Below are 17,910 nucleotides of genomic sequence, written 5' to 3'. Positions count from 1 at the left end.
ATGTGCACTTACCTGACGGAGAAGTTCGCGCTCGAAGGCAGCGGCAAGGGCGCCCGCGGCTGGTTCCGGCTGTCCGAGGGCACCGTGTACGTCGACCACCCGGTCCACGCGCCGTACGCGCACACGGTGAACATCGACTTCCGCAACCCGGGGCTGGGCGCTTCGGCGCGCGTCGCCCTGGAACTGACCGAAGAGGACGCTCTCGCACTGGCGGACGCCATCCACGCCGCGGTCAGGTCCGCGCCCGCCGGCCTGGCTTCGCGGAGCCAGTGATCACCTGAGCCGCCGCCCGGCGGCCTCGACGAACGCGGTCAGGATCTCCTGGCTGCGGTCTTCGAGCTCCCGCAGCTCGGCGCGGTCCGCGGCCTCGCGGATCGCGCCGATCGGTTCGAACGCGGCGTCGGCGAGCCGGAGCAGCTCGGCGTCGTCGGTGAGCAGCCGCACCGCGAACCGGGCGTGGTCGGCGGCGGCGCCACTCCGGTCCGCCTCCGTGTACGCGGCCCGGGTCTCCGCCCCGTCCGGGTCACGCTGCCGCAGCAGCCCCAGGGAGATCACCTTCTGCCGGAGCTCGGTCATCGCCCCCGCGAACGCCGCGTAGGCCGCGATCCGCTCCTGGCGAAGCCGTTCCTCGCACGCGGTTTTCTCCGTCCGGCGGGCGGTGAGCCGGGCGAACAGGTACGTCAGGCTCGACCCGGCCAGCGTTCCGCAGACCGCGATGATGCTGGTCAGTACTCCGTTCACGGCGTGTAGAGCGCGCCCAGGAACTCGAGCAGCAGCCGCTCCCGCAACGGCACCGGTGCCGTGGCGAGGAGGGCGTTGATCGGCGCCATCCGCTCCGGCAGCCCCGCACCGGAACCGAGGCCCGCCGCGGCGAGCAGGCCCGCGAACTGCTCGGACGTCAGCGTGTCCGGGTCGAGGGCCGCCACGAACTCCGCCACCGCGGGGTCGACGACCACCGGGCCGGCCGCGCGGGCCGCGTCCAGCGACGCCGCGAGGTCGGTGAGGAACTCCTTCTCGCTGCCGTGGTTGGCCGCCGTCACGGTCAGGTGCAGGTTCGCCGGGGACGACAGGTGCGCGAACTGCGGCTGGACGTACCAGCCGCGGGCCTTCATCTCGTCCGCCACCGTGAACAGGTCGAAGCCGTCGTCGCCGGTGAACGCGAGCAACGTCGAGACCGGGTCGCCGAGCACGTGCAGGCCGGGCAGTTCTTCGATGCCCGACCGGATGCGCGCGGTCGCCTCGCGCGCGGCGGACGCCAGCTTGAGGTAGCCCTCGGGACCGAGGTGGTGCACCACAGCCCACGCCGCGGCGAGCGGGCCGCCGGAGCGGGTGCTCTGGATCGTCGTGTTGAGCATCGTGTAGCCCGGCCAGGCCGCGCTCGCGAAGTAGTGCGTGCGCCGCAGCTCCGCCGAGGCGTGCAGCAGCACCGACGTCCCCTTGGGACAGTAGGCGTACTTGTGCAGGTCCACCGAGATGCTCGTGACGCCGGGGACGCGGAAGCCGAACGGCGGGACGTCCGCGCCGAGCCGGGCGAAGTACGGCAGCACCCAGCCGCCGATGCAGGCGTCGACGTGCATCCGGACGCCGCGCTCGAACGCCGCCGCCGCGATTTCCGAAATCGGGTCGAGCACGCCGTGGGCGTACGAGGGCGCGCTCGCGACGACCAGGACCGTCGAGTCGTCGATCGCCGCGGCCATCGCCGCCGGGTCGGCGCGGAAGGTCACCGGGTCGACCGGGACATCGATCCGCCGCAGCCCGAACAGGTGGGCCGCCTTGTGGAACGCCGCGTGCGCGGTCGTCGGCAGCACCAGGGACGGCGAAGCGATGTCCGGCCGCGCGTCCCGGGCGGCGAGCACGGCCAGCAGGCACGACTCCGTGCCGCCGGACGTCACCGAGCCGGCCACGCCCGGGACGTCGCCGAGCAGCGCGCAAGCCGCCGCGACGAGGTCGTTCTCCATGCGCAGCAGGCTCGGGAACGCCGTCGGGTCAAGGCCGTTGGCCGACGAGGCGAGCGCGTGCGCCGCCGCGCCCAGGGAGTCCACTTCGGACAGGCCGCTGTCGTAGACGTAGGCCAGGGTCCGGCCACCGTGCGTCGGCAGGTCGCCCGCGCGCAGCTGCCGGAGCCGGTCGAGGACCTCCTCAGGCGAGTTCATGGCGCGGCTCCAGCACCTTGCGCCGCAGCAGCGGCAGGGCCAGCGCGATCAGCACGCCCGGGATGATCGACGAGCCGACGAGGATCGCCACGATCGCGCTGTGCGGCTGGAAGGCGGTGGCGTCCGTGCTGGAGACGTACCCGCCGAACTCCAGGATGAGCGCCCAGAGCCCGCCGCCGAAGGCCAGCCCGAGCGTCTCCCCCGCCGTCCACACCCCCGCCGCGATCCCCGCGCGGGTCTGCCCGGTGCGCTCCTCCTCGGCGGTGATCAGGTCCGGCAGGATGGCCAGCGGGAACACCGAAATCCCCGCGTAGCCGACCCCGCAGAGCGCCACGAAGACGAACGAGACGACCAGCGGGATCGACTGGGCGAACACCAGCCCCAGCAGGCCGACCGCGAACGCCGCGGTGGCCAGGCGGAAGCCGTTGAGCTTGCCGACGCGGTCGCCCAGGCGCGGCCACAGCGGCATGGTGACCAGCGCCGGGCCGACGAAGATGACGAACAGGATCGTGCCGTAGCCGTCGTGGCCGAGGATGCGCTGGGCGAAGAACGGGATCGCGGCGAGCACGGTGCCGATGCCCAGCGCCTGGATGAAGTACGTGCCGAGCAGCCAGCGGAACGGCCGCCAGCCGGCGAGCGTGCCGACGAGCTCCTTCAGGCTCACGGTGTTCGGCCGCAGCGAGCCGACCGGCGCGTCCTTCAGGCCGAAGTAGACCAGCAGGGTCGCGGCCAGCACGATCAGCCCGATCACGACGGCCATGACGCGGTAGCCGGCGACCCCGGCGATCGCCGCGGTGATCGCCGGGGCGCCCCCGCCGCAGATCAGGATCGTCACGGCCAGCACCCCGATGCGGACGCTGGTGAGCTTCGTGCGCTCGGTCGCCGACTCGGTCAGCTCGGCGGGCAGCGCGTTGAACGGCACCTGGAACAGCGCGTAGGCCGTGGCGCAGGCGGCGAACGTGATCGCCACGTACAGCGCGTCCGGCAGCGGGCCGCCGAAGCCGGGGTGGGCGAACATCGCCGCGAACAGGATCGCCACGCCGATGCCGCCGATCAGCAGGAAGCGGCGGCGGCTGCCGGTCTTGATCAGGTCGGCGTCGGACAGCCGGCCCGCCACGGGGTTGAACAGCACGTCCCAGGCCTTGGGCACGAACACGATGGCGGCGGCCCAGCCGGCAGGCACGGCCATCGTGTCGGTCAGGTACTTGACCAGGACCAGGCCGGGGACCGTGCCGAAGGACCCGGTGACGAAGGAGCCGAGCGAATAGCGGAACCTCGTCCGGCCGGACAGCGTCGCCATGGTCCTCCTCGAATGGCTCACCGGGTGCCCGCATGAGTATTCGATCTCGGCGGGCACCCGGTAGGGGTCGGGGGGAATCGTGCCATCGTCGTGACCTGGCGCACGGGGCGACCCGCCGGTCAGCCCAAGGCGCGGGCGATCTTCTCCAGCGTCGCGGCGTCCCCGCGCAGGAGCAGCTGGGTGACGACGGTGTCCTCCCAGGCCTTGAGCTCTTCGCGGATCTTCTCCGGCGGCCCGATCAGGGAGGTGTCCTCCACCAGCGACGTCGGGATCGCCGCGGCCGCCTCCGCCTTGCGGCCGGCGAGGAAGAGCTCCTGGACCTCGTCGGCGACGTCGCCGTAACCCAGCCGCGCGTACACGTCGTGGTGGAAGTTGACGCTCTTGGCGCCCATCCCGCCGATGTACAACGCCAGCGACGGCTTGATCCAGCTCGCCGCCTCCTCGACGTCGTCGTGCACGATCACCGGCAGCGAGCACGGCACCTCGAAGGTGTCGAACGTGTGCCGGGCACCCGGCCGCGAGAAGCCTTCTTCGAGCGCGGCCTTGTAGAAGTCGTTGCTCTTGGGCGAGAAGAACAGCGGCAGCCAGCCGTCGGCGATCTCGGCCGCGAGGGCCACGTTCTTGGGGCCTTCGGCGGCGAGGTGGATCGGGATGTCCTTGCGCAGCGGGTGGACGGTCGGCTTCAGCGGCTTGCCGAGGCCGGCGCCGCCCTGGTAGGGCAGCTGGAAGTGCTCGCCGTCGAGGGTCACCGGTGCCTCGCGGGCGAGCACCTGGCGGACGATGTCGATGTACTCGCGCGTGCGGGCCAGTGGCTTCGGGTACGGCTGGCCGTACCAGCCCTCGACGACCTGGGGGCCGGACGCGCCGAGCCCGAGCACCATCCGGCCGCCGGAGAGGTGGTCGAGGGTCAGCGCGCTCATCGCCGTCGCGGTCGGGGTCCTGGCGGCCATCTGGACGATGTTCGTACCCAGCCGGATGCGGCTGGTGGAAGCGCCGTACCAGGCCAGCGGCGTGAAGGCGTCCGAGCCGTACGCCTCCGCCGTCCACACCGAGTCGAAGCCGAGCGCCTCGGCCTTGAGGACGGCTTCCAGCGCACCCGGGGTCGGGCCGCTCTGCCAGTACCCGACGTGGAATCCCAGCTTCACGAATGCCTCCTAAGTGTTTCGACGGACGTTCGGCGCGTAGTGCTCGGGCTTGCCCCGCTCCGGCAGCGGCGGCAGGTTCCTGGGTGGAGTCTCGACCAAGGGCGCGTCCGGAGCCACCTCGCCGCGGACCCGGCGCCAGCCGGCGCGCGCTCGCGGGTGGTAGCGGCGGTCGTGCGGAACGAGCTTGAACACGGCGTTGACGAGCTTCCCGAAGCGCCGGTGCCGGCGCGCGTCGCGTTCGGTCCAGCGGAAGCCGAGCAGGTCGCGGATCTCGCGGTCGTACAGGCCGATCGTGAGCCACACGAAGTGGCGCGCGATCACCCCCCGGACCGGCCGCCACAGCGCGTCCGGCAGCCAGGGCAGGAAGGGCGGCTTGCCGAGGCCGCGGATGTCGAGGACGTCCCGGGTGGCCTTGTTGTCCTCGAGGACGTCGGTGCACATGTGCTTCCAGTACCGCTGGAAGTCCTCCCAGCTCTCCGGCACCGGCCGCATGCTCATGTCGTACATCCGCCACCAGCGGACGTGCTCGTCGAACAGCTGCCGCTTTTCGGCTTCGCCGATGCCGCCCATGAAGTGGCCGGCGATGAGGATGGTGCTGACGAAGAAGGTCGCGTGGGCCCAGTAGTAGGTGTCCGGGTCGAGCGCGTGGTAGCGACGGCCCCGGGCGTCGACGCCCTTGATGCGGTCGTGGTAGCCGCGGACTTCGAGGGCGGTCGCGTGGGCGCGCGGGCCGTCGTAGACCACGCCGCCGATCGGGTAGAGCGAGCGGAACAGCCGCTGCCAGCGCTCTTCGAAGAACCGCGAGTGCTGCTCGACGCCGGCGCCGAGGCCGGGGTGCATGTTCTGCATGGACCCGGCCCAGAGGCCGATCAGCAGGCCGCGCCAGTCGCCGAAGTACTTCCAGGTCAGCGAGTCCGGCCCCAGCGGCTCGGGTGTCATCGGCGCACTCCTCGTCGAGTCCTGAACTGACTACGGCTGTTGTCAGGCTAGGATCTGACAACAGTTGTAGTCAACCGAGGAGCTGTGATGCCGGGCCGGACCTGGGCGGGCACGACGCTGGACGACCGGAAGGCGCTCCGGCGCGACCGGCTGGTGGCCGCCGGCCTGGAACTGCTGGGCACCGAGGGATCGGCCGGGACGAGCGTCCGCGCGGTCTGCCGGCACGCGAAGCTCACCGAGCGCTACTTCTACGAGAGCTTCGCCGACCGCGAAGAACTCGTCGCGGCCGTGTACGAGCACGTCGGCGAAGAGGCGCGGCAGGCGCTCGTCGACGCCGTGCGGGACGCCCCGACGCCGGTGTCGCGGGCGGAGAACGCGGTGCGGGCGTTCGTCGAGCTGATCGTGGACGACCCCCGCAAGGGCCGGGTCCTGCTGCTCGCGCCGCTGACCGACCCCGCGCTGACCCGCCGCGGCCTGCACCTGCTGCCGGTGTTCGCCGCACTGGTCGGCGAGCAGCTGTCCCACGGCGACGAGACCGAACGCCGGATGGTCGCCGTCGGGCTGGTCGGCGCGCTGAGCAACGTCTTCATCGCCTACCTCGACGGGTCGCTGAAGGTCTCGCGCGAACGGCTCGTCGCGCACTGCGTGAAGCTCGTCCTCGGTGCCGACAGCCACTGAGCCCACCTCCCTTTGCTGACATTCGCCCCGCGGATCGGGCAGACTCAACCCATGCGTACCGCTGGGCGGAACGACGGCGCGAGCGGCGACGGCCTCGTCGCGACCCGGCTCGCCGCGCTCCTGGAAGCCTTCCGGCCGGGCGACGAGACCCTCGGCGTCTCCGAACTGGCCCGGCGGACCGGGCTGGCGAAGACGACCGTGCACCGGCTCGTCGGGCACCTGACCGACACCGGGCTGCTCGAACGCGAGGCCGGGGCGGTGCGGCTCGGGCTGCGGCTGTTCGAGATCGGCCAGCTGGCTTCGCCGCGGCGCGGGCTGGTGGAGGCGGCCCGGCCGTACCTGGCCGACCTGCGCGAGGCCACCCGCAACACGGTCCACCTCGCCATCCTCGAAGGCACCGAAGTGGTGTACCTGGACGTGCTGCGCGGCCCGGACGCGCCGACGCTGCCCTCGCGCATCGGCGGCCGGTTCCCCGCGCACGCCACCGGCGTCGGCAAGGCGATCCTCGCGTTCTCGCCGGAACCGGTGGTGAACCAGGTGATCGACGCCGGGCTGCCGCGGATGAGCGCGCGGACGATCACCGCACCGGGCCTGCTGCGGCGGCAGCTCACCCGGGTCCGGGAAGACGGGATCGCCTTGGAGCGCGAGGAATCCGGCGTCGGCGTGGTGTGCGCGGCGAGCCCGCTGCTCGACGCCCGCGGTGTCGCGGTGGCGGCGGTGTCGATTTCCGGCTGGGCCAACCGGATGCGGACCGAACGGGTCGCCCCGGCCGTCCGTACGGTGGCGCTGGCGTTGACCCGGACGCTCTCCGGATCCACTGCGGACAGTCGACGATAACCTCGCCGGGCCACGGCTTTCCGGCGATCGGCGGGCCTCCGCCGTCCCGGATCGGAGCGGTCGCCGCCGCCCGCTACGATCCGTGCAATGGTCCAGCACCGCCCGGTCTCCGCCGCGCAGCGGTTGCTGTCGCTCGACATCGTCCTGGCGTTGCTGGGGCTGGCCGGCGGCCTGCGCGTGCTCTACCTGGCCGCGCCCGGCCCGGCCCTGCCCACGGAGGCGGCGACCGTCGCCCACGCTTACGCCCTCGGCAACCTGACGACGTTCGCCGACGCGGGCGGAGCGGGGGTGAGCCCGTTCGGCTGGCTGCAGCTGGCGGCGGCCACGATGGTCTCGGACGCGTTCGGCCGCTCGGCCACGGCGCTGGCCGCGGTGCGGGAGACGGTGCTGGTCGCCGCGCTGGTGGCGGCGGTGCTGTCGTGGATCCTGGCGCGGCGGCTGGGCCTGACGCGCTGGGCCGCCGCGGCGGCGGTGCTGTTGGTGGCGGCGTCCCCGCTGGCGCTGGGGCTGCAGCGGCTGGTGGTCGTGGAGCACCTGGCGGCGGCGTGGGCACTGGGGGCGCTGGCCCTGATCACCCGTCGGCGCGCCCGCATCCGCCACGACATCGCGGCGTCGGCGTGCCTGCTGGCGGCGGTGCTGACGTCTCCGCTGGCGCTGTTCTTCCTGCCGGCGGCGGGCTGGTTGCTGGTACGCCGGGCCCCGGTCCGGGCGGCGTTGGTGGTGGTGCTGCTGAACCTGGGCCTGGGCATCGCGTTCGGCCCGGCGGCGGGGGTGTTGCGGCCCCACCTGGCGGCGGCGACCCCGCCGACGGTGACGGACTGGGCGGCATTGGACCCGGCGTGGGTGGTGTTGTCGGTACTCGGCTTGGTGGTGGCGCCGGCGGTGAAGGCGGTCCGGCCGCTGGCGGCAACGGGGCTTTTGCTCGCGGCGACGTTGCTCGTGCCGGGGGTGCCGGCCACGGCCGTGCTGGCGTTGCTGGTGCCGGTGACACCGCTGTTGCTGGCGGGGATCGCGCAGGCGACGGCCCGCCATCGGGTGCCTGGTGGGCTCGAAAGCAAGCCTGCTTCCGCCCTCCCCCGGGCCGCCGACACAACTGCCCGCCTTGCGTCCACAAAGGACACGAACCACGGTCCCCGGACCGGAGCCCGTCACAGCCGCCGGATCGTGGTCGGGGCCGCCGCCGTCGTCGTCGCCGCGCTTGCCGTCAGCTGGAGCTCCGGCTACCCCGGTCTCCACCCCTCCGTCGCCCGGGGCGGCCCGCTCGCCGCCGCCCGGGACTGGTTGCACGCCAACGCCTCCGGCTCCCGGCTGCTCGTCGATGACGCAGCCTGGGCCGAGCTCGCCAACTCCGGCTGGCCCACCGGCATGCTCGCCCCGCCCGCCGCCTGCTCGGTCGCCTGCCCGCCCGCCGAATGGGCCGTCTTCGGCAGCGGTGAAACCGCCCTCCGCACCCACTACCCCGCCCTGGACGGTGCCTTCGCCGGCGCCGGCCCCACCGCCGTCTTCGGGGCCGGGGACACGCGGGTCACCGTCTGGCGGCTCGGGCTGCCCCCGGCCGATCCCGCCGCGCCACCCGAAGCCCCGGCCCGGGCGCACGCCGGGGCCGCACTGGCCGCGTCGGCGCGGGTCAGCCCGTCGCCCGCGGCCGCCGCCGTGTTGCGGGACGGCTGCGCCGATCCGCGGCTCATCTCCACCATCGCCGCGCTCGCCGCCATCCAGCCCGTCGGCATCGCCGCCTTCCCCGAGGTCGCCGGCGAGGACGCCGCCGGCCAGCCGCGCCGGCGCGTCCTGCTCACCGGCGGCGAAGACGGCACCACGGCCTTCTACACCGGCCAGCGCGACCTCTTCCGCCCGGCCTCGGTCGTCCGCACCGCCGACGGCGTCCTCGTCACGTACCCGCTGTTCGCCCCACCCGGGCTCCTCCCGCTGACGCGGTAGCTCCCGGCTACAACGCCGAAACGTTCCGCTCCGGGTGCGACGGCCGCCGCAACGCCGGGACGTCGGCCAGCAGGCCGCGCCGGGCCAGCTCCGGCCGCACCCCGTCCCCGAACCAGTACGCCTCCTCCAGGTGCGGGTAGCCCGACAGCACGAACTCGCTCACGCCGACGCTGTGGTACTCCTCGATCAGATCGGCGACCTCCTCGTGGCTGCCGACCAGCGCGGTCCCCGCCCCGCCGCGCACCAGGCCGACGCCCGCCCACAGGTTGGGGTGGATCTCCAGCGCACGGACCCCGTCGCCGTACCGGCCGCCGTGCAGCGCGACCATCCGCTGCTGCCCCACCGACTCGCTCGCGGCCAGCTGCGCCTGGGCCTTCGCGACCTGCTCCGGGCTCAGCGCGTCGAGCAGCTTCTGCGCCTCCGCCCACGCCTCGGCCGAGGTGTCCCGCGAGATCGTGTGCAGCCGGACGCCGAACCGGATCGGCCGGTCGCCTGCCAGCTCGCGGACGCGGCCGATCTTCTCCGCGACCTGCGCGGGCGGTTCGCCCCAAGTCAGGTAGACGTCGGCGTGCCGGGCGGCAACCGGCAGCGCGGCCGGTGACGAGCCGCCGAAGTAGATCGGCGGCACCGGGTCCGGCGCGGCCAGCGTCGTCGCGCCTTCGACGCGCAGGTGCTCGCCTTCGAAGCTGAACGGCTCACCGGACCAGACACCGCGCACGATGGTGAGGAACTCGTCCGTGCGGGCGTACCGGGCGTCGTGGTCGTGCCAGTCGCCGAAGCGGCGCTGCTCCACCGCGTCGCCGCCGGTGACGATGTTGAGCAGCACGCGGCCGCCGGAAAGCCGCTGGAACGTGCCCGCCATCTGCGCGGCGAGCGTCGGCGAAATGACCCCGGGGCGGAAGGCGACCAGGAACTTCAGCCGGCTCGTCTCCCGGATCAGCGCGGCGGTGGTGAGCCACGCGTCCTCGCACCAGGTGCCGGTCGGGGTCAGGACGCCTTCGAAACCCTGCCGCTCGGCCGCGCGGGCGACCTGGGCCAGGTAGTCCAGGTCCGGGTCGCGCTGGGCGGCCGGGCCGGCGGAGCGGTTGGCGTGGAAGCGTTCCACGATCGTGCGGCCGTCGCCGCTGGTGGGCAGGAACCAGTGCAGCCTGATGCTCATCCGTTGCTCCTCGCCTGGTCCAGGTCGGGACCGTACCGCCGGTCGACGAAGGCGGCGAAGTCCACCTTCCCCGGCAAAGTCTTCTCGTCGGTGAAGGCGTCCGCGAGCTGCTGTTCGGACGCGACCACGGAGTCGTCCAGCACGATCGGCTGGTCGCGGCCCGCGTCGACGGCCTTCTGCGCGACTTCGACCTTCAGCCCGGTCTCCTTGGCCCACGCCTGCGCCCACGCGTCGCGGTGGGTGTCGGCCCACTTCTGCGCCTTGACCACGCGCACCGCGAAGTCGCGCAGCGCGGAGTTCTTGCCGGGATCGCCGAGCGCGGCCGTGCCCGCGGTCAGGAAGGCCAGGCCGTTCGACGCGCCCCGGCCGTCGGCCAGCACGCGCGCGTGGGCTTCGAGCTGCGCCTGCGCGGTGTAGGGGTCCCAGATCGCCCACGCGTCGATGGTGTGCTGGGTGAACGCGGCGTAAGCCTCGGACGGCTGGAGGAAGCTCAGCTTGACGTCCTTTGTGGACAAGCCGTTGTTGTGCAGCGTGTTCAGCAGCTGCCCGTGCGCCGAGCTGCCCTTGGCCACGCCGATCGTCTTGCCCTTCAGGGAGGCGGCGTTCTGCAGCGGCGAGTCCGGCGGGACGAGGATGGCTTCCCGCTCGACGTTGCTGCGCGCCACGCTGATCACCTTGATCTTCGCCTTCGCGGCGGCCGCGAAGATCGGCGGCGTGTTGCCGACGCGCCCGGCGTCGATCGCGCCGGCCGAGGCGGCCTCCAGCAGCGGCGGGCCGGAGGTGAACGTCGCCCACTCGATCTTGTACGGCGTCCCCTGCAGCAGGTTCGCCGCGATGAGCAGGGACTTCACCCCGCCCTTCTGGTCGCCCACCTTGAGCGTCACCTTCGCCAGGTCCGCCGCGCCGACCGTGGCCGGCACGGCGGCCGGGCCGTCGCCGCCCGCCGTCCCGCACGCGGACACCACGAGTGCCGCCGCGACGGCCAGTATTCCCTTACACCACAACATCTTCGGTCACTCCCAGGTCGGCCAGCACGCGCCGGCGGAGGTCGTCGTGGTCGGCGGCGTCGCGGGGCCGGTGCTCGGCCACGATCCGCCCGTCGTCGAGCACCAGGACGCGGTCGGCCAGCCGGAGGGCCTCGTCGACGTCGTGGGTCACCAGCAGCACGCCCGGCCGGTGCCGCCGCCAGAGGTCCTGCACGAGGCCGTGCATGGAGATCCGGGTGAGCGCGTCCAGTGCGCCGAACGGCTCGTCGAGCAGCAGCAGGCCGGGTTCGCGCACCAGCGCGCGAGCCAGCGAAACGCGCTGGGCCTCACCGCCGGACAGCGTGAGCGGCCAGTCGTCGGCGTGCTCGGTGAGGTGCACCTCGGCCAGTGCTTTTTCGGCCAGCGCCCGGTTGCGGGACTTGGACACGCCGTCCTGGCGCAGGCCGAGGACGACATTGCGCCAGACCTTCCGCCACGGCAGCAGTCTCGGCTGCTGGAACGCGACCGAAACCGTCGCGGTGACTTCCGCGCGGCCTTCGACGTCGGAATCCAGCCCGGCGAGCACGCGCAGCAGCGTCGACTTGCCGGACCCGCTGCGGCCGAGCAGGGCGACGAATTCGCCGTGCCCGACGGTCAGGTCGAGGTGGGACAGCACGGTCCGGTCGCCGAACCGCTTGGTGAGGCCACGGACCTCGGCTACCGGGTTCGCCACCGCAGTACCCTCCGTTCGAGCAGCCGGACCAGCGCGTCGGTGACCAGGCCGAGCAGCGCGTACAGGACCAGTCCGACGACCACGACGTCGGTGCGGAGGAATTCCCGCGCGTTGTTGATCAGGTAGCCGACGCCGGCGTCGGCGTTGACCGTCTCGCCGACGATCAGCGCGAGCCAGGCCAGGCCGAGCGACTGCCGCAACCCGACCAGCGCCTGCGGCAACGCGCCGGGCAGGACCACGTGCCAAAGCCGCTCCGCGCGGCTGAACCCGAGCGCCCGTGACGCTTCGACCAGCGCCGGGTCGGCGCCGCGGATTCCCGAGTGGACGTTGAGGTAGAGCGGGAAGGCCACGCCGAGCGCGACCAGCACGATCTTGGTCTCTTCGCCGATGCCGAACCACAGGATGAACAGCGGGATCAGGCCGAGGAACGGCAGCGTCCGCAGCATCTGCACCGGCGGGTCGACCAGGGCTTCGCCCCAGCGGGACAGCCCGGACACGATGCCGAGCAGGACACCGGCGAGCGCGCCGAGGGCGAAGCCGGCACCGACCCGGCCGAGGGACACCGCGAAGGCGGCACCGAGTTCCCCGCTGCGGGCGGACTCGATGCCGGCCTGCACGACCGTCCACGGTGCACTGAGCTTGTCCGGCGGCAGGACACCGGTGGCGCTGGCGAGCTGCCAGGCGGCCAGCAGCACCACCGGGCTGATCCAGCGCCGCAGATCAAGCCGCCTGCCGGCCTTGCGCGGCGGCTCGGCGGCGCGTTTCCGGGCATGCGCGAGCACGCCCGTGGTGGAAATCGACACGGATTTCTCCCGGGGACGGGGGGTTTCTCGATTGCGTGGCCCCGACCATCCGGGGAGTGGGACACCAAGTCAATCGGTGCCCACTCCGTGAACACCCCGTGTTTCACCCCGTGGAACGACTTGGCTCAGCCGCCGAACATGACCTTCCATTCGTCCAGCGACCGGGGCCGGTAGACGAAGTTGGAGCGCTTGACCTCCGACAGCGCGGCCGACGGCTCGGCCGAGTACTGGTGCCCGGGGTAGACCACCGGGTCACCGGGCAGGCCGGCGAGCGCCTGCAGGCTGCGGTAGATCTCGTCGGCGTCACCGCCGGGGAAGTCGGTGCGGCCGCAGCCTTCCAGGAAGAGCGTGTCGCCGGAGACGAGCTTGTCCTCGACCAGGAAGCACTGGCTGCCGGGGGTGTGCCCGGGCGTGTGCAGCAGCCGGATCGGGATGGCGCCGACCTCGAGCACGTCGTCGTGGTCGTGGGCGCGCAGGTCGGTGCCGGAGACGCCGGTGACCCGCTTGACCCACTCGGTCTCGGCCCCGTTGACGTGGATCGGCACCGGTTCGACGGCGAGCAGCTCGGCGATCCCGGGCAGCGAGAAGCCGAGCATCTCGCCGCCGACGTGGTCGGGGTGGTGGTGGGTGGCCAGCACCCCGGTGAGCCGCATGCCGTCCTGCGCCAGGACGTCGAGGAGATCCCGCACGGCGTAGGCGGGGTCGACGATGACGGCCTCGGAGGTCTCGCGGTCGCCGATCAGGTAGGCGAAGTTCACCATCTGCGTCGCGACGGGATCCCCGACGGCGAAGTCACGCCCGGCGAGCAGCTGCCGGAAGTAGAGCCGATCAGTCATGCCGGACACCCTACGGTCCGCTCCGCCCCGGTGCGGCGGCCCGGGTGAGGGCGGCCAGGACGGCGGCCACCGCGGGCGGGTCCGGCGGGTCGCCGTAGGTGGCCGCGTGGATGCGGCGGTGGACGCCCGGGAGTTCGGTCGCGTGAATGCCGGGATGGCGATGTGCTTCCAGTGCGAGCCCGGGCAGGGTCGCGACACCGAGGCCGGCGGCGACCAGGGACTGCACGACGACCATGTCGTCACTGGACGAGCCGAGCCGCGGACGGAAACCCGCTCCCGCGCAGATGGCGGTCAGCTCCGCGCGGCACCGGGGGCAGCCGCCGATCCAGGCCGAGTCGCGGTGGTCGGCCGGGCTTTCCCCCGGCCGGCGGCTGATCAGGTGGATCGGGTCGTCGGCGAGGTGGCGGAAGCGGAATCCGTCCTCCTCGAGCGGGGCGCCGGCGTGCTGGAAGACGAGGGCGGCGTCGAGTTCGCCGCTGCGCAGCATGGCCAGCGCTTCGACGGGATGCCGGTCGACCAGGGTCAGCTCGAGGCCGGGGTGCGCCTCCGCCAGCGACGCGACCGCTCTCGGCACGAGGGTGCTCAGCGTCGACGCGTTGGCGCCCAGCCGGACGCGCCCGGCTCGCAGGCCGACCTGCGCGGCCAGCTCTTCGGCCGCCGCGTCCACGCGTCCGGCGATTTCGGCGGCGCGGTCGGCCAGCAGGCGGCCTTCCGGTGTCAGCCGGATCCCGCGCCCGGCCCGCTGCACGAGCCGGGCGCCGGTGGCCGCTTCCAGGCGGGCCAGGTGGTGGCTCACCGACGGCTGCGAATAGTGGAGTTCGCGGGCCGCTTCGGTCACCGAACCGTGCCGGGCCACCGCGGCCAGGACCTTGAGCTGGACCAGGTTCAGCATTCATCAAACTTATCAATGGGTTGTCGGCTCAATTGACATTGGACGTCATGGGATGTCCCGGCCATCCTGATTCCGGAGCAGCTCGACCCAGGAGGACACGGACATGACCGGCAAGGTGACCTGCGACCTCACGATCACCCTCGACGGGTACGCGGCCGGACACCACCAGAGCGAGCAGCGCCCGTTCGGCGACGACGGCGGCGACGGCTGGGGCGACAAGCTGCACGCCTGGTACGGCGAGGGCCGCGACGAGCACGCGAGCGAGTTCGACCGGATGCTGACGGCCAAGGCGTTCATCATGGGACGCAACATGTTCGGCCCGGTCCGTGGCGAGTGGGATCGGCCGTGGACGGGCTGGTGGGGCGACAACCCGCCCTACCACGGCCCGGTCTTCGTGCTCACCCACCACGCTCGCGAGCCGCAGCCGATGGCGGGCGGCACCACGTTCCACTTCGTCACCGACGGCATCGAGGCCGCGATGGCCCGCGCCCGCGAGGCGGCGGGCGACGACGGGATCTCCGTCCACGGCGGACCGACCACCGTGAACCAGTACCTCGCCGCGGGCCTGGTCGACGAGCTCCGGCTGCACGTCGCGCCGTACACGCTCGGCGACGGCGTCCGGTTGTTCGACGGCGTGCCGCCGCTGAACCTCGAGCAGGTGGACAGCCGGGCGACCACCTCGGTCACGCACCTTCGCTATCGCGTCCTCCGCTGAGTCCGGCCCACTGGTGGACGCTCCCCCGGTGCAGGGCGGCGTAGGCCCGGTCCCTGAGGACGTTCGCCTCCCGATCGGACAACGTCCGGTCCAGGGGCCGGAGCACCAGGCGGACCAGCAGGTTCTTCTGGTCCGGAGTCGCGCCGAGCCGGGCTCGCGCCTGCGCCGGCAGCCGGGCGTACGAGGTCTCCTGCCGGATCTCGACCGACTCGACGACGTCGGCTTCGTCGCCGAGCGCGTCGCGGACGCGGTCGCCGAGGTCTTCGGCGCGGTCGCCGGCCGGCACCGCGATCGACAGGTCGCGGCGCACCGGCGGCAGTGCGGAGACGGGCCGGTAGGGCGTGAGGTCCGTCAGCTGGCCGGCCACGGCCGGCTCGGTGGAGCGCAGCAGCCGGATGTCCGGGATGCCCTTGCGCAGCATGACCATCCGGTCGAGGCCCATGCCGAGCGCCAGGCCGGACCAGCCGTCGTCGAGCCCCGCCCGCGCGAGGACGCCCGGGGCGGCGAGGCCGCACTCGGCGACCTCGACCCAGCGCCCGTCGTGTTCGACGTCGAGCTGCGCACCGTCCACTGTGTACGGATGACGGCGGGGTTCGAGCCGCCACCGCCGGTCCGGCACGAGGGCGGCGACCATCTCCTCGAGGTCGGCCGGGGTGACGCTCCCGCGGACGATCCGCCAGAGGTCGAGCTGGTGCGGGGTGCCGCTGTGCAGCCGGTCGATGCTGTCCCGCCGGTAGACGACGCCCGGGCAGACGAGCAGGACGTCGTCTTCCGGGTCCGCGGCGAGGCTTCGCAGTGCCGCGGGGACGAGGGCGGTGGAGTGGCTGCGCAGGACGTGCCGGTCGTCGACGTACCGGGTGTAGCGGGCGTCGCGCGTGACGTCGGCGGGGTCGTAGCCGAGGTTGTCGTAGTTGTCGGCCACGGTGACGATGCGGTCGCCCGGCCACCGCCGGACGATGCACGGCCAGCGGCCGGTGAGCGCCTCGACGGCTTGGTCGACGACGAGCTGGACAGCGTGCGCCCCGGCGGCCGGATCGGTGAGGTCGCGGACGGCGAGGTCACGGGCGAGCTGAGCAGGGGTGAGTGTTGCGGGCATGGCGGAATCTCCGGGCTCGGGTGGGGTTTCGGGGGCGGTTCCCCCCTGGCCCGGGCGGCCCGGCGAAGGTTCAGGCGGACATGGCGCCGGGACCCCGCTGGCGCCCGGAACGGGCCAGGGGGCCGGTAAATCGGCGGTACTCCGCGACGACGGCCACGGATCCAGGATAACGGCGCTTGTCACCCGTATTTCCGCCGAAACCTCTCCTTCCCCCTCCCGAGCCCACCCGCCGCCACCGCCTCACCGGTCCGTCACTCGCCCACCTCCCCGTCCGCCAGCTCCCGCAGCACGTCCAGATGCCCCACGTGCCGCGCCGTCTCCTGCACGACGTGCGTCACCACCCAGCGGACCGTGAACTCCGACCGCCGCCGCGTGCGGTCATCGGGGCCGAGGCCGCGCAAAGCCTTCTCCACCCGCCCCCACTCCGCCTTGTACGCCGCCACCACCGAGGCCGGGGTGTCCTCCGGCCCCACGTCCCAGCTCGGGTCCGGGCTCCCCGCCCACAGCGATGGCAGGTCCGCGCCGCCCGCCTCGATCGACAGCCACCAGCGCTCCACCGCCGTCAGGTGCTTCACCACCCCCAGTGCGCTCATCCTCGGCGATGACGGCAACGGTGTCGCCGACGCCTGCGGCAACGACAGCCCGGCCAGCTTGTTCACCGCCGTGGCGCGCAGGAACTGCAGGAAATCCAGCAGGAGACGCAGCTCGTCACCCGCCAGCGGCGCGGGCCACTGGCGGTGCGTCTTCGAACTCGTGTTCGACATGGCCGCACCGTACCGCACCGGTCCGACAAAACCGCGGCCAATAGAGTGGCCGGCATGTGGTGGGGACTGCTCTGCGCCTTGGGCGCCGCATGCGCGTACGGCGTGGCTTCGGTGATGCAGTCGGTCGCCGCGCGGGCCACGGACACCGGCACCGAGGGGGTCGACCCGAAACTGCTGGTCCGGGTGCTCGGCCAGGGGAAGTTCGTGCTCGGCCTGCTGCTGGACGTCCTCGGGTTCGTCGCCCAGATCGCCGCCCTGCACGTCCTGCCGCTGTTCGTCGTCCAGGCCGCCCTGGCCGCCAGTCTCGCCGTCACCGCCGTCGCCGCGCGGTTCCTCGGGGTGCGGCTCGGCACGAGGGAATGGGTCGCCGTCGGTGTCGTGTGCGCCGGGCTCGCGCTGCTGGGCGCCGCCGCCGAAAGCGAAGGCTCGGACCCCGTCGGGCTCGGGTTCCGGCTGGTGCTCGCCGGGGCGGTCGCCGTGCTCGGCGTGGCCGGGATCGTCGCCGGCAAGGCGAGCCGGCGGGTCCGGACGCCGGCGCTCGGGCTCGTCGCCGGGCTGTGCTTCGGGGTCGTCGCCATCGCCGGGCGGATCATCCCCAGCCTCGCGCCGCTGGACCTGCTCACCGACCTGGCGACCTACCTCGTCGCGATCGCCGGCGGGATGGCCATGCTCTTCTACGCGACGGCGTTGCAACGCGGCAGCGTCACGACCTCGACGGCGATGATGGTGCTCGGCGAGACGATCTTCCCGTCACTGGTCGGCGTGCTCGTCCTCGGCGACCGCACCCGCCCCGGCTTCGCACTGGTCGCCGTCGCCGGGTTCACCCTCGCCGTCCTCGCCGCACTCGCCTTGGCCCGCTTCGGCGAACCGGCGACCGAGCCGCGATCCGAGACGAAGCCGACCGTCTTCCCGTAATTCCTTTACTTAGACTAGCCTTACCTATCTCAGCTCTGGAGA

Annotated in this window: 19 protein-coding genes; 6 read left to right on the top strand and 13 right to left on the bottom strand. The window is 72.9% G+C overall.

Annotated elements, in window-relative coordinates; genetic code table 11:
- A complete protein-coding gene (locus tag ABZX11_RS24290; protein WP_354916625.1) occupies positions 1–273 on the top strand; it encodes a DUF6295 family protein in 273 nt (90 codons plus the stop codon).
- Here the strand turns inward: ABZX11_RS24290 and ABZX11_RS24285 are convergent, their stop codons facing one another.
- From ABZX11_RS24285 to ABZX11_RS24265, 5 genes are all read right to left on the bottom strand, one after another.
- Positions 274–741: a hypothetical protein gene (locus tag ABZX11_RS24285; RefSeq protein ID WP_354916622.1), complete on the bottom strand. Its 468-nt coding sequence runs from the start codon at positions 739–741 to the stop codon at positions 274–276.
- On the bottom strand, positions 738–2,153 hold the full coding sequence (locus ABZX11_RS24280; RefSeq protein WP_354916619.1) for an aminotransferase class V-fold PLP-dependent enzyme: 1,416 nt from the start codon (positions 2,151–2,153) through the stop codon (positions 738–740). The genes ABZX11_RS24285 and ABZX11_RS24280 overlap by 4 nt, the downstream gene beginning before the upstream one ends.
- Positions 2,140–3,453: an MFS transporter gene (locus ABZX11_RS24275; protein ID WP_354916616.1), complete on the bottom strand. Its 1,314-nt coding sequence runs from the start codon at positions 3,451–3,453 to the stop codon at positions 2,140–2,142. The genes ABZX11_RS24280 and ABZX11_RS24275 overlap by 14 nt, the downstream gene beginning before the upstream one ends.
- A gap of 119 nt (positions 3,454–3,572) precedes the next feature.
- Complete coding sequence (locus ABZX11_RS24270; protein WP_176169387.1) at positions 3,573–4,598, bottom strand: LLM class F420-dependent oxidoreductase; 1,026 nt, start codon at positions 4,596–4,598, stop codon at positions 3,573–3,575.
- 9 nt (positions 4,599–4,607) lie between these two features.
- On the bottom strand, positions 4,608–5,537 hold the full coding sequence (locus tag ABZX11_RS24265; RefSeq protein WP_354916612.1) for an oxygenase MpaB family protein: 930 nt from the start codon (positions 5,535–5,537) through the stop codon (positions 4,608–4,610).
- Positions 5,538–5,624: 87 nt separating this feature from the next.
- Here ABZX11_RS24265 and ABZX11_RS24260 point away from each other — a divergent pair, with 87 nt between their 5' ends.
- The 3 genes from ABZX11_RS24260 to ABZX11_RS24250 all read left to right on the top strand — a co-directional run bounded on the left by ABZX11_RS24260 (position 5,625) and on the right by ABZX11_RS24250 (position 8,990).
- Positions 5,625–6,215 carry a TetR/AcrR family transcriptional regulator gene (locus ABZX11_RS24260; RefSeq protein ID WP_354916609.1) on the top strand — a complete coding sequence of 197 codons (591 nt, stop codon included), beginning with the start codon at positions 5,625–5,627 and terminating at the stop codon, positions 6,213–6,215.
- A gap of 51 nt (positions 6,216–6,266) precedes the next feature.
- Positions 6,267–7,052, top strand: a complete 786-nt coding sequence (locus ABZX11_RS24255; RefSeq protein ID WP_176169384.1) for an IclR family transcriptional regulator — start codon at positions 6,267–6,269, stop codon at positions 7,050–7,052.
- An 87-nt stretch (positions 7,053–7,139) separates the two neighbouring features.
- Positions 7,140–8,990 carry a glycosyl transferase gene (locus ABZX11_RS24250; RefSeq protein WP_354916605.1) on the top strand — a complete coding sequence of 617 codons (1,851 nt, stop codon included), beginning with the start codon at positions 7,140–7,142 and terminating at the stop codon, positions 8,988–8,990.
- A gap of 7 nt (positions 8,991–8,997) precedes the next feature.
- Here ABZX11_RS24250 and ABZX11_RS24245 read toward each other — a convergent pair whose 3' ends face one another.
- The 6 genes from ABZX11_RS24245 to ABZX11_RS24220 form a co-directional block, all read right to left on the bottom strand.
- On the bottom strand, positions 8,998–10,149 hold the full coding sequence (locus ABZX11_RS24245) for an LLM class flavin-dependent oxidoreductase (protein WP_176169383.1): 1,152 nt from the start codon (positions 10,147–10,149) through the stop codon (positions 8,998–9,000).
- Positions 10,146–11,156: an ABC transporter substrate-binding protein gene (locus tag ABZX11_RS24240; protein WP_354916602.1), complete on the bottom strand. Its 1,011-nt coding sequence runs from the start codon at positions 11,154–11,156 to the stop codon at positions 10,146–10,148. The genes ABZX11_RS24245 and ABZX11_RS24240 overlap by 4 nt, the downstream gene beginning before the upstream one ends.
- Entirely contained in the window at positions 11,143–11,847 is a 705-nt protein-coding gene (locus tag ABZX11_RS24235; RefSeq protein WP_354916599.1) for an ABC transporter ATP-binding protein, read from the bottom strand. Before ABZX11_RS24235 ends, ABZX11_RS24240 begins: the two co-directional genes overlap by 14 nt.
- The gene (locus ABZX11_RS24230; RefSeq protein WP_354916596.1) at positions 11,832–12,650 is read right to left on the bottom strand and encodes an ABC transporter permease; all 819 of its coding nucleotides are present in this window, start codon (positions 12,648–12,650) and stop codon (positions 11,832–11,834) included. The genes ABZX11_RS24235 and ABZX11_RS24230 overlap by 16 nt, the downstream gene beginning before the upstream one ends.
- A gap of 125 nt (positions 12,651–12,775) precedes the next feature.
- Complete coding sequence (locus ABZX11_RS24225) at positions 12,776–13,486, bottom strand: MBL fold metallo-hydrolase (protein WP_354916593.1); 711 nt, start codon at positions 13,484–13,486, stop codon at positions 12,776–12,778.
- A 10-nt stretch (positions 13,487–13,496) separates the two neighbouring features.
- Positions 13,497–14,378 (bottom strand): LysR family transcriptional regulator, encoded by an 882-nt coding sequence (locus ABZX11_RS24220; RefSeq protein WP_354916590.1) that lies wholly within the window; start codon positions 14,376–14,378, stop codon positions 13,497–13,499.
- A gap of 103 nt (positions 14,379–14,481) precedes the next feature.
- Between ABZX11_RS24220 and ABZX11_RS24215 the strand changes: the two genes are divergently transcribed.
- Positions 14,482–15,093: a dihydrofolate reductase family protein gene (locus ABZX11_RS24215; RefSeq protein WP_354916587.1), complete on the top strand. Its 612-nt coding sequence runs from the start codon at positions 14,482–14,484 to the stop codon at positions 15,091–15,093.
- On the opposite strand, the gene ABZX11_RS24210 is transcribed toward ABZX11_RS24215, so the two are convergent.
- Together ABZX11_RS24210 and ABZX11_RS24205 are read right to left on the bottom strand one after the other, a co-directional pair.
- On the bottom strand, positions 15,062–16,189 hold the full coding sequence (locus ABZX11_RS24210) for a hypothetical protein (protein ID WP_354916584.1): 1,128 nt from the start codon (positions 16,187–16,189) through the stop codon (positions 15,062–15,064). The two genes, ABZX11_RS24215 and ABZX11_RS24210, sit on opposite strands and share 32 nt — an antisense overlap.
- 251 nt (positions 16,190–16,440) lie before the next feature.
- Positions 16,441–16,953: a DinB family protein gene (locus ABZX11_RS24205; RefSeq protein ID WP_176169374.1), complete on the bottom strand. Its 513-nt coding sequence runs from the start codon at positions 16,951–16,953 to the stop codon at positions 16,441–16,443.
- Between the two features lie 54 nt (positions 16,954–17,007).
- On the opposite strand from ABZX11_RS24205, the gene ABZX11_RS24200 reads away from it, so the two are divergent.
- A complete protein-coding gene (locus tag ABZX11_RS24200) occupies positions 17,008–17,868 on the top strand; it encodes a hypothetical protein (protein WP_354916581.1) in 861 nt (286 codons plus the stop codon).
- Positions 17,869–17,910: the final 42 nt, after the last annotated feature.

Origin of the sequence: Amycolatopsis sp. NPDC004169 (assembly GCF_040610315.1) — a bacterium.
GTDB lineage: Bacteria > Actinomycetota > Actinomycetes > Mycobacteriales > Pseudonocardiaceae > Amycolatopsis.
The sequence above is the reverse complement of the archived record's forward strand: the minus strand, read 5'-3'. Positions and strand labels throughout refer to the sequence as shown.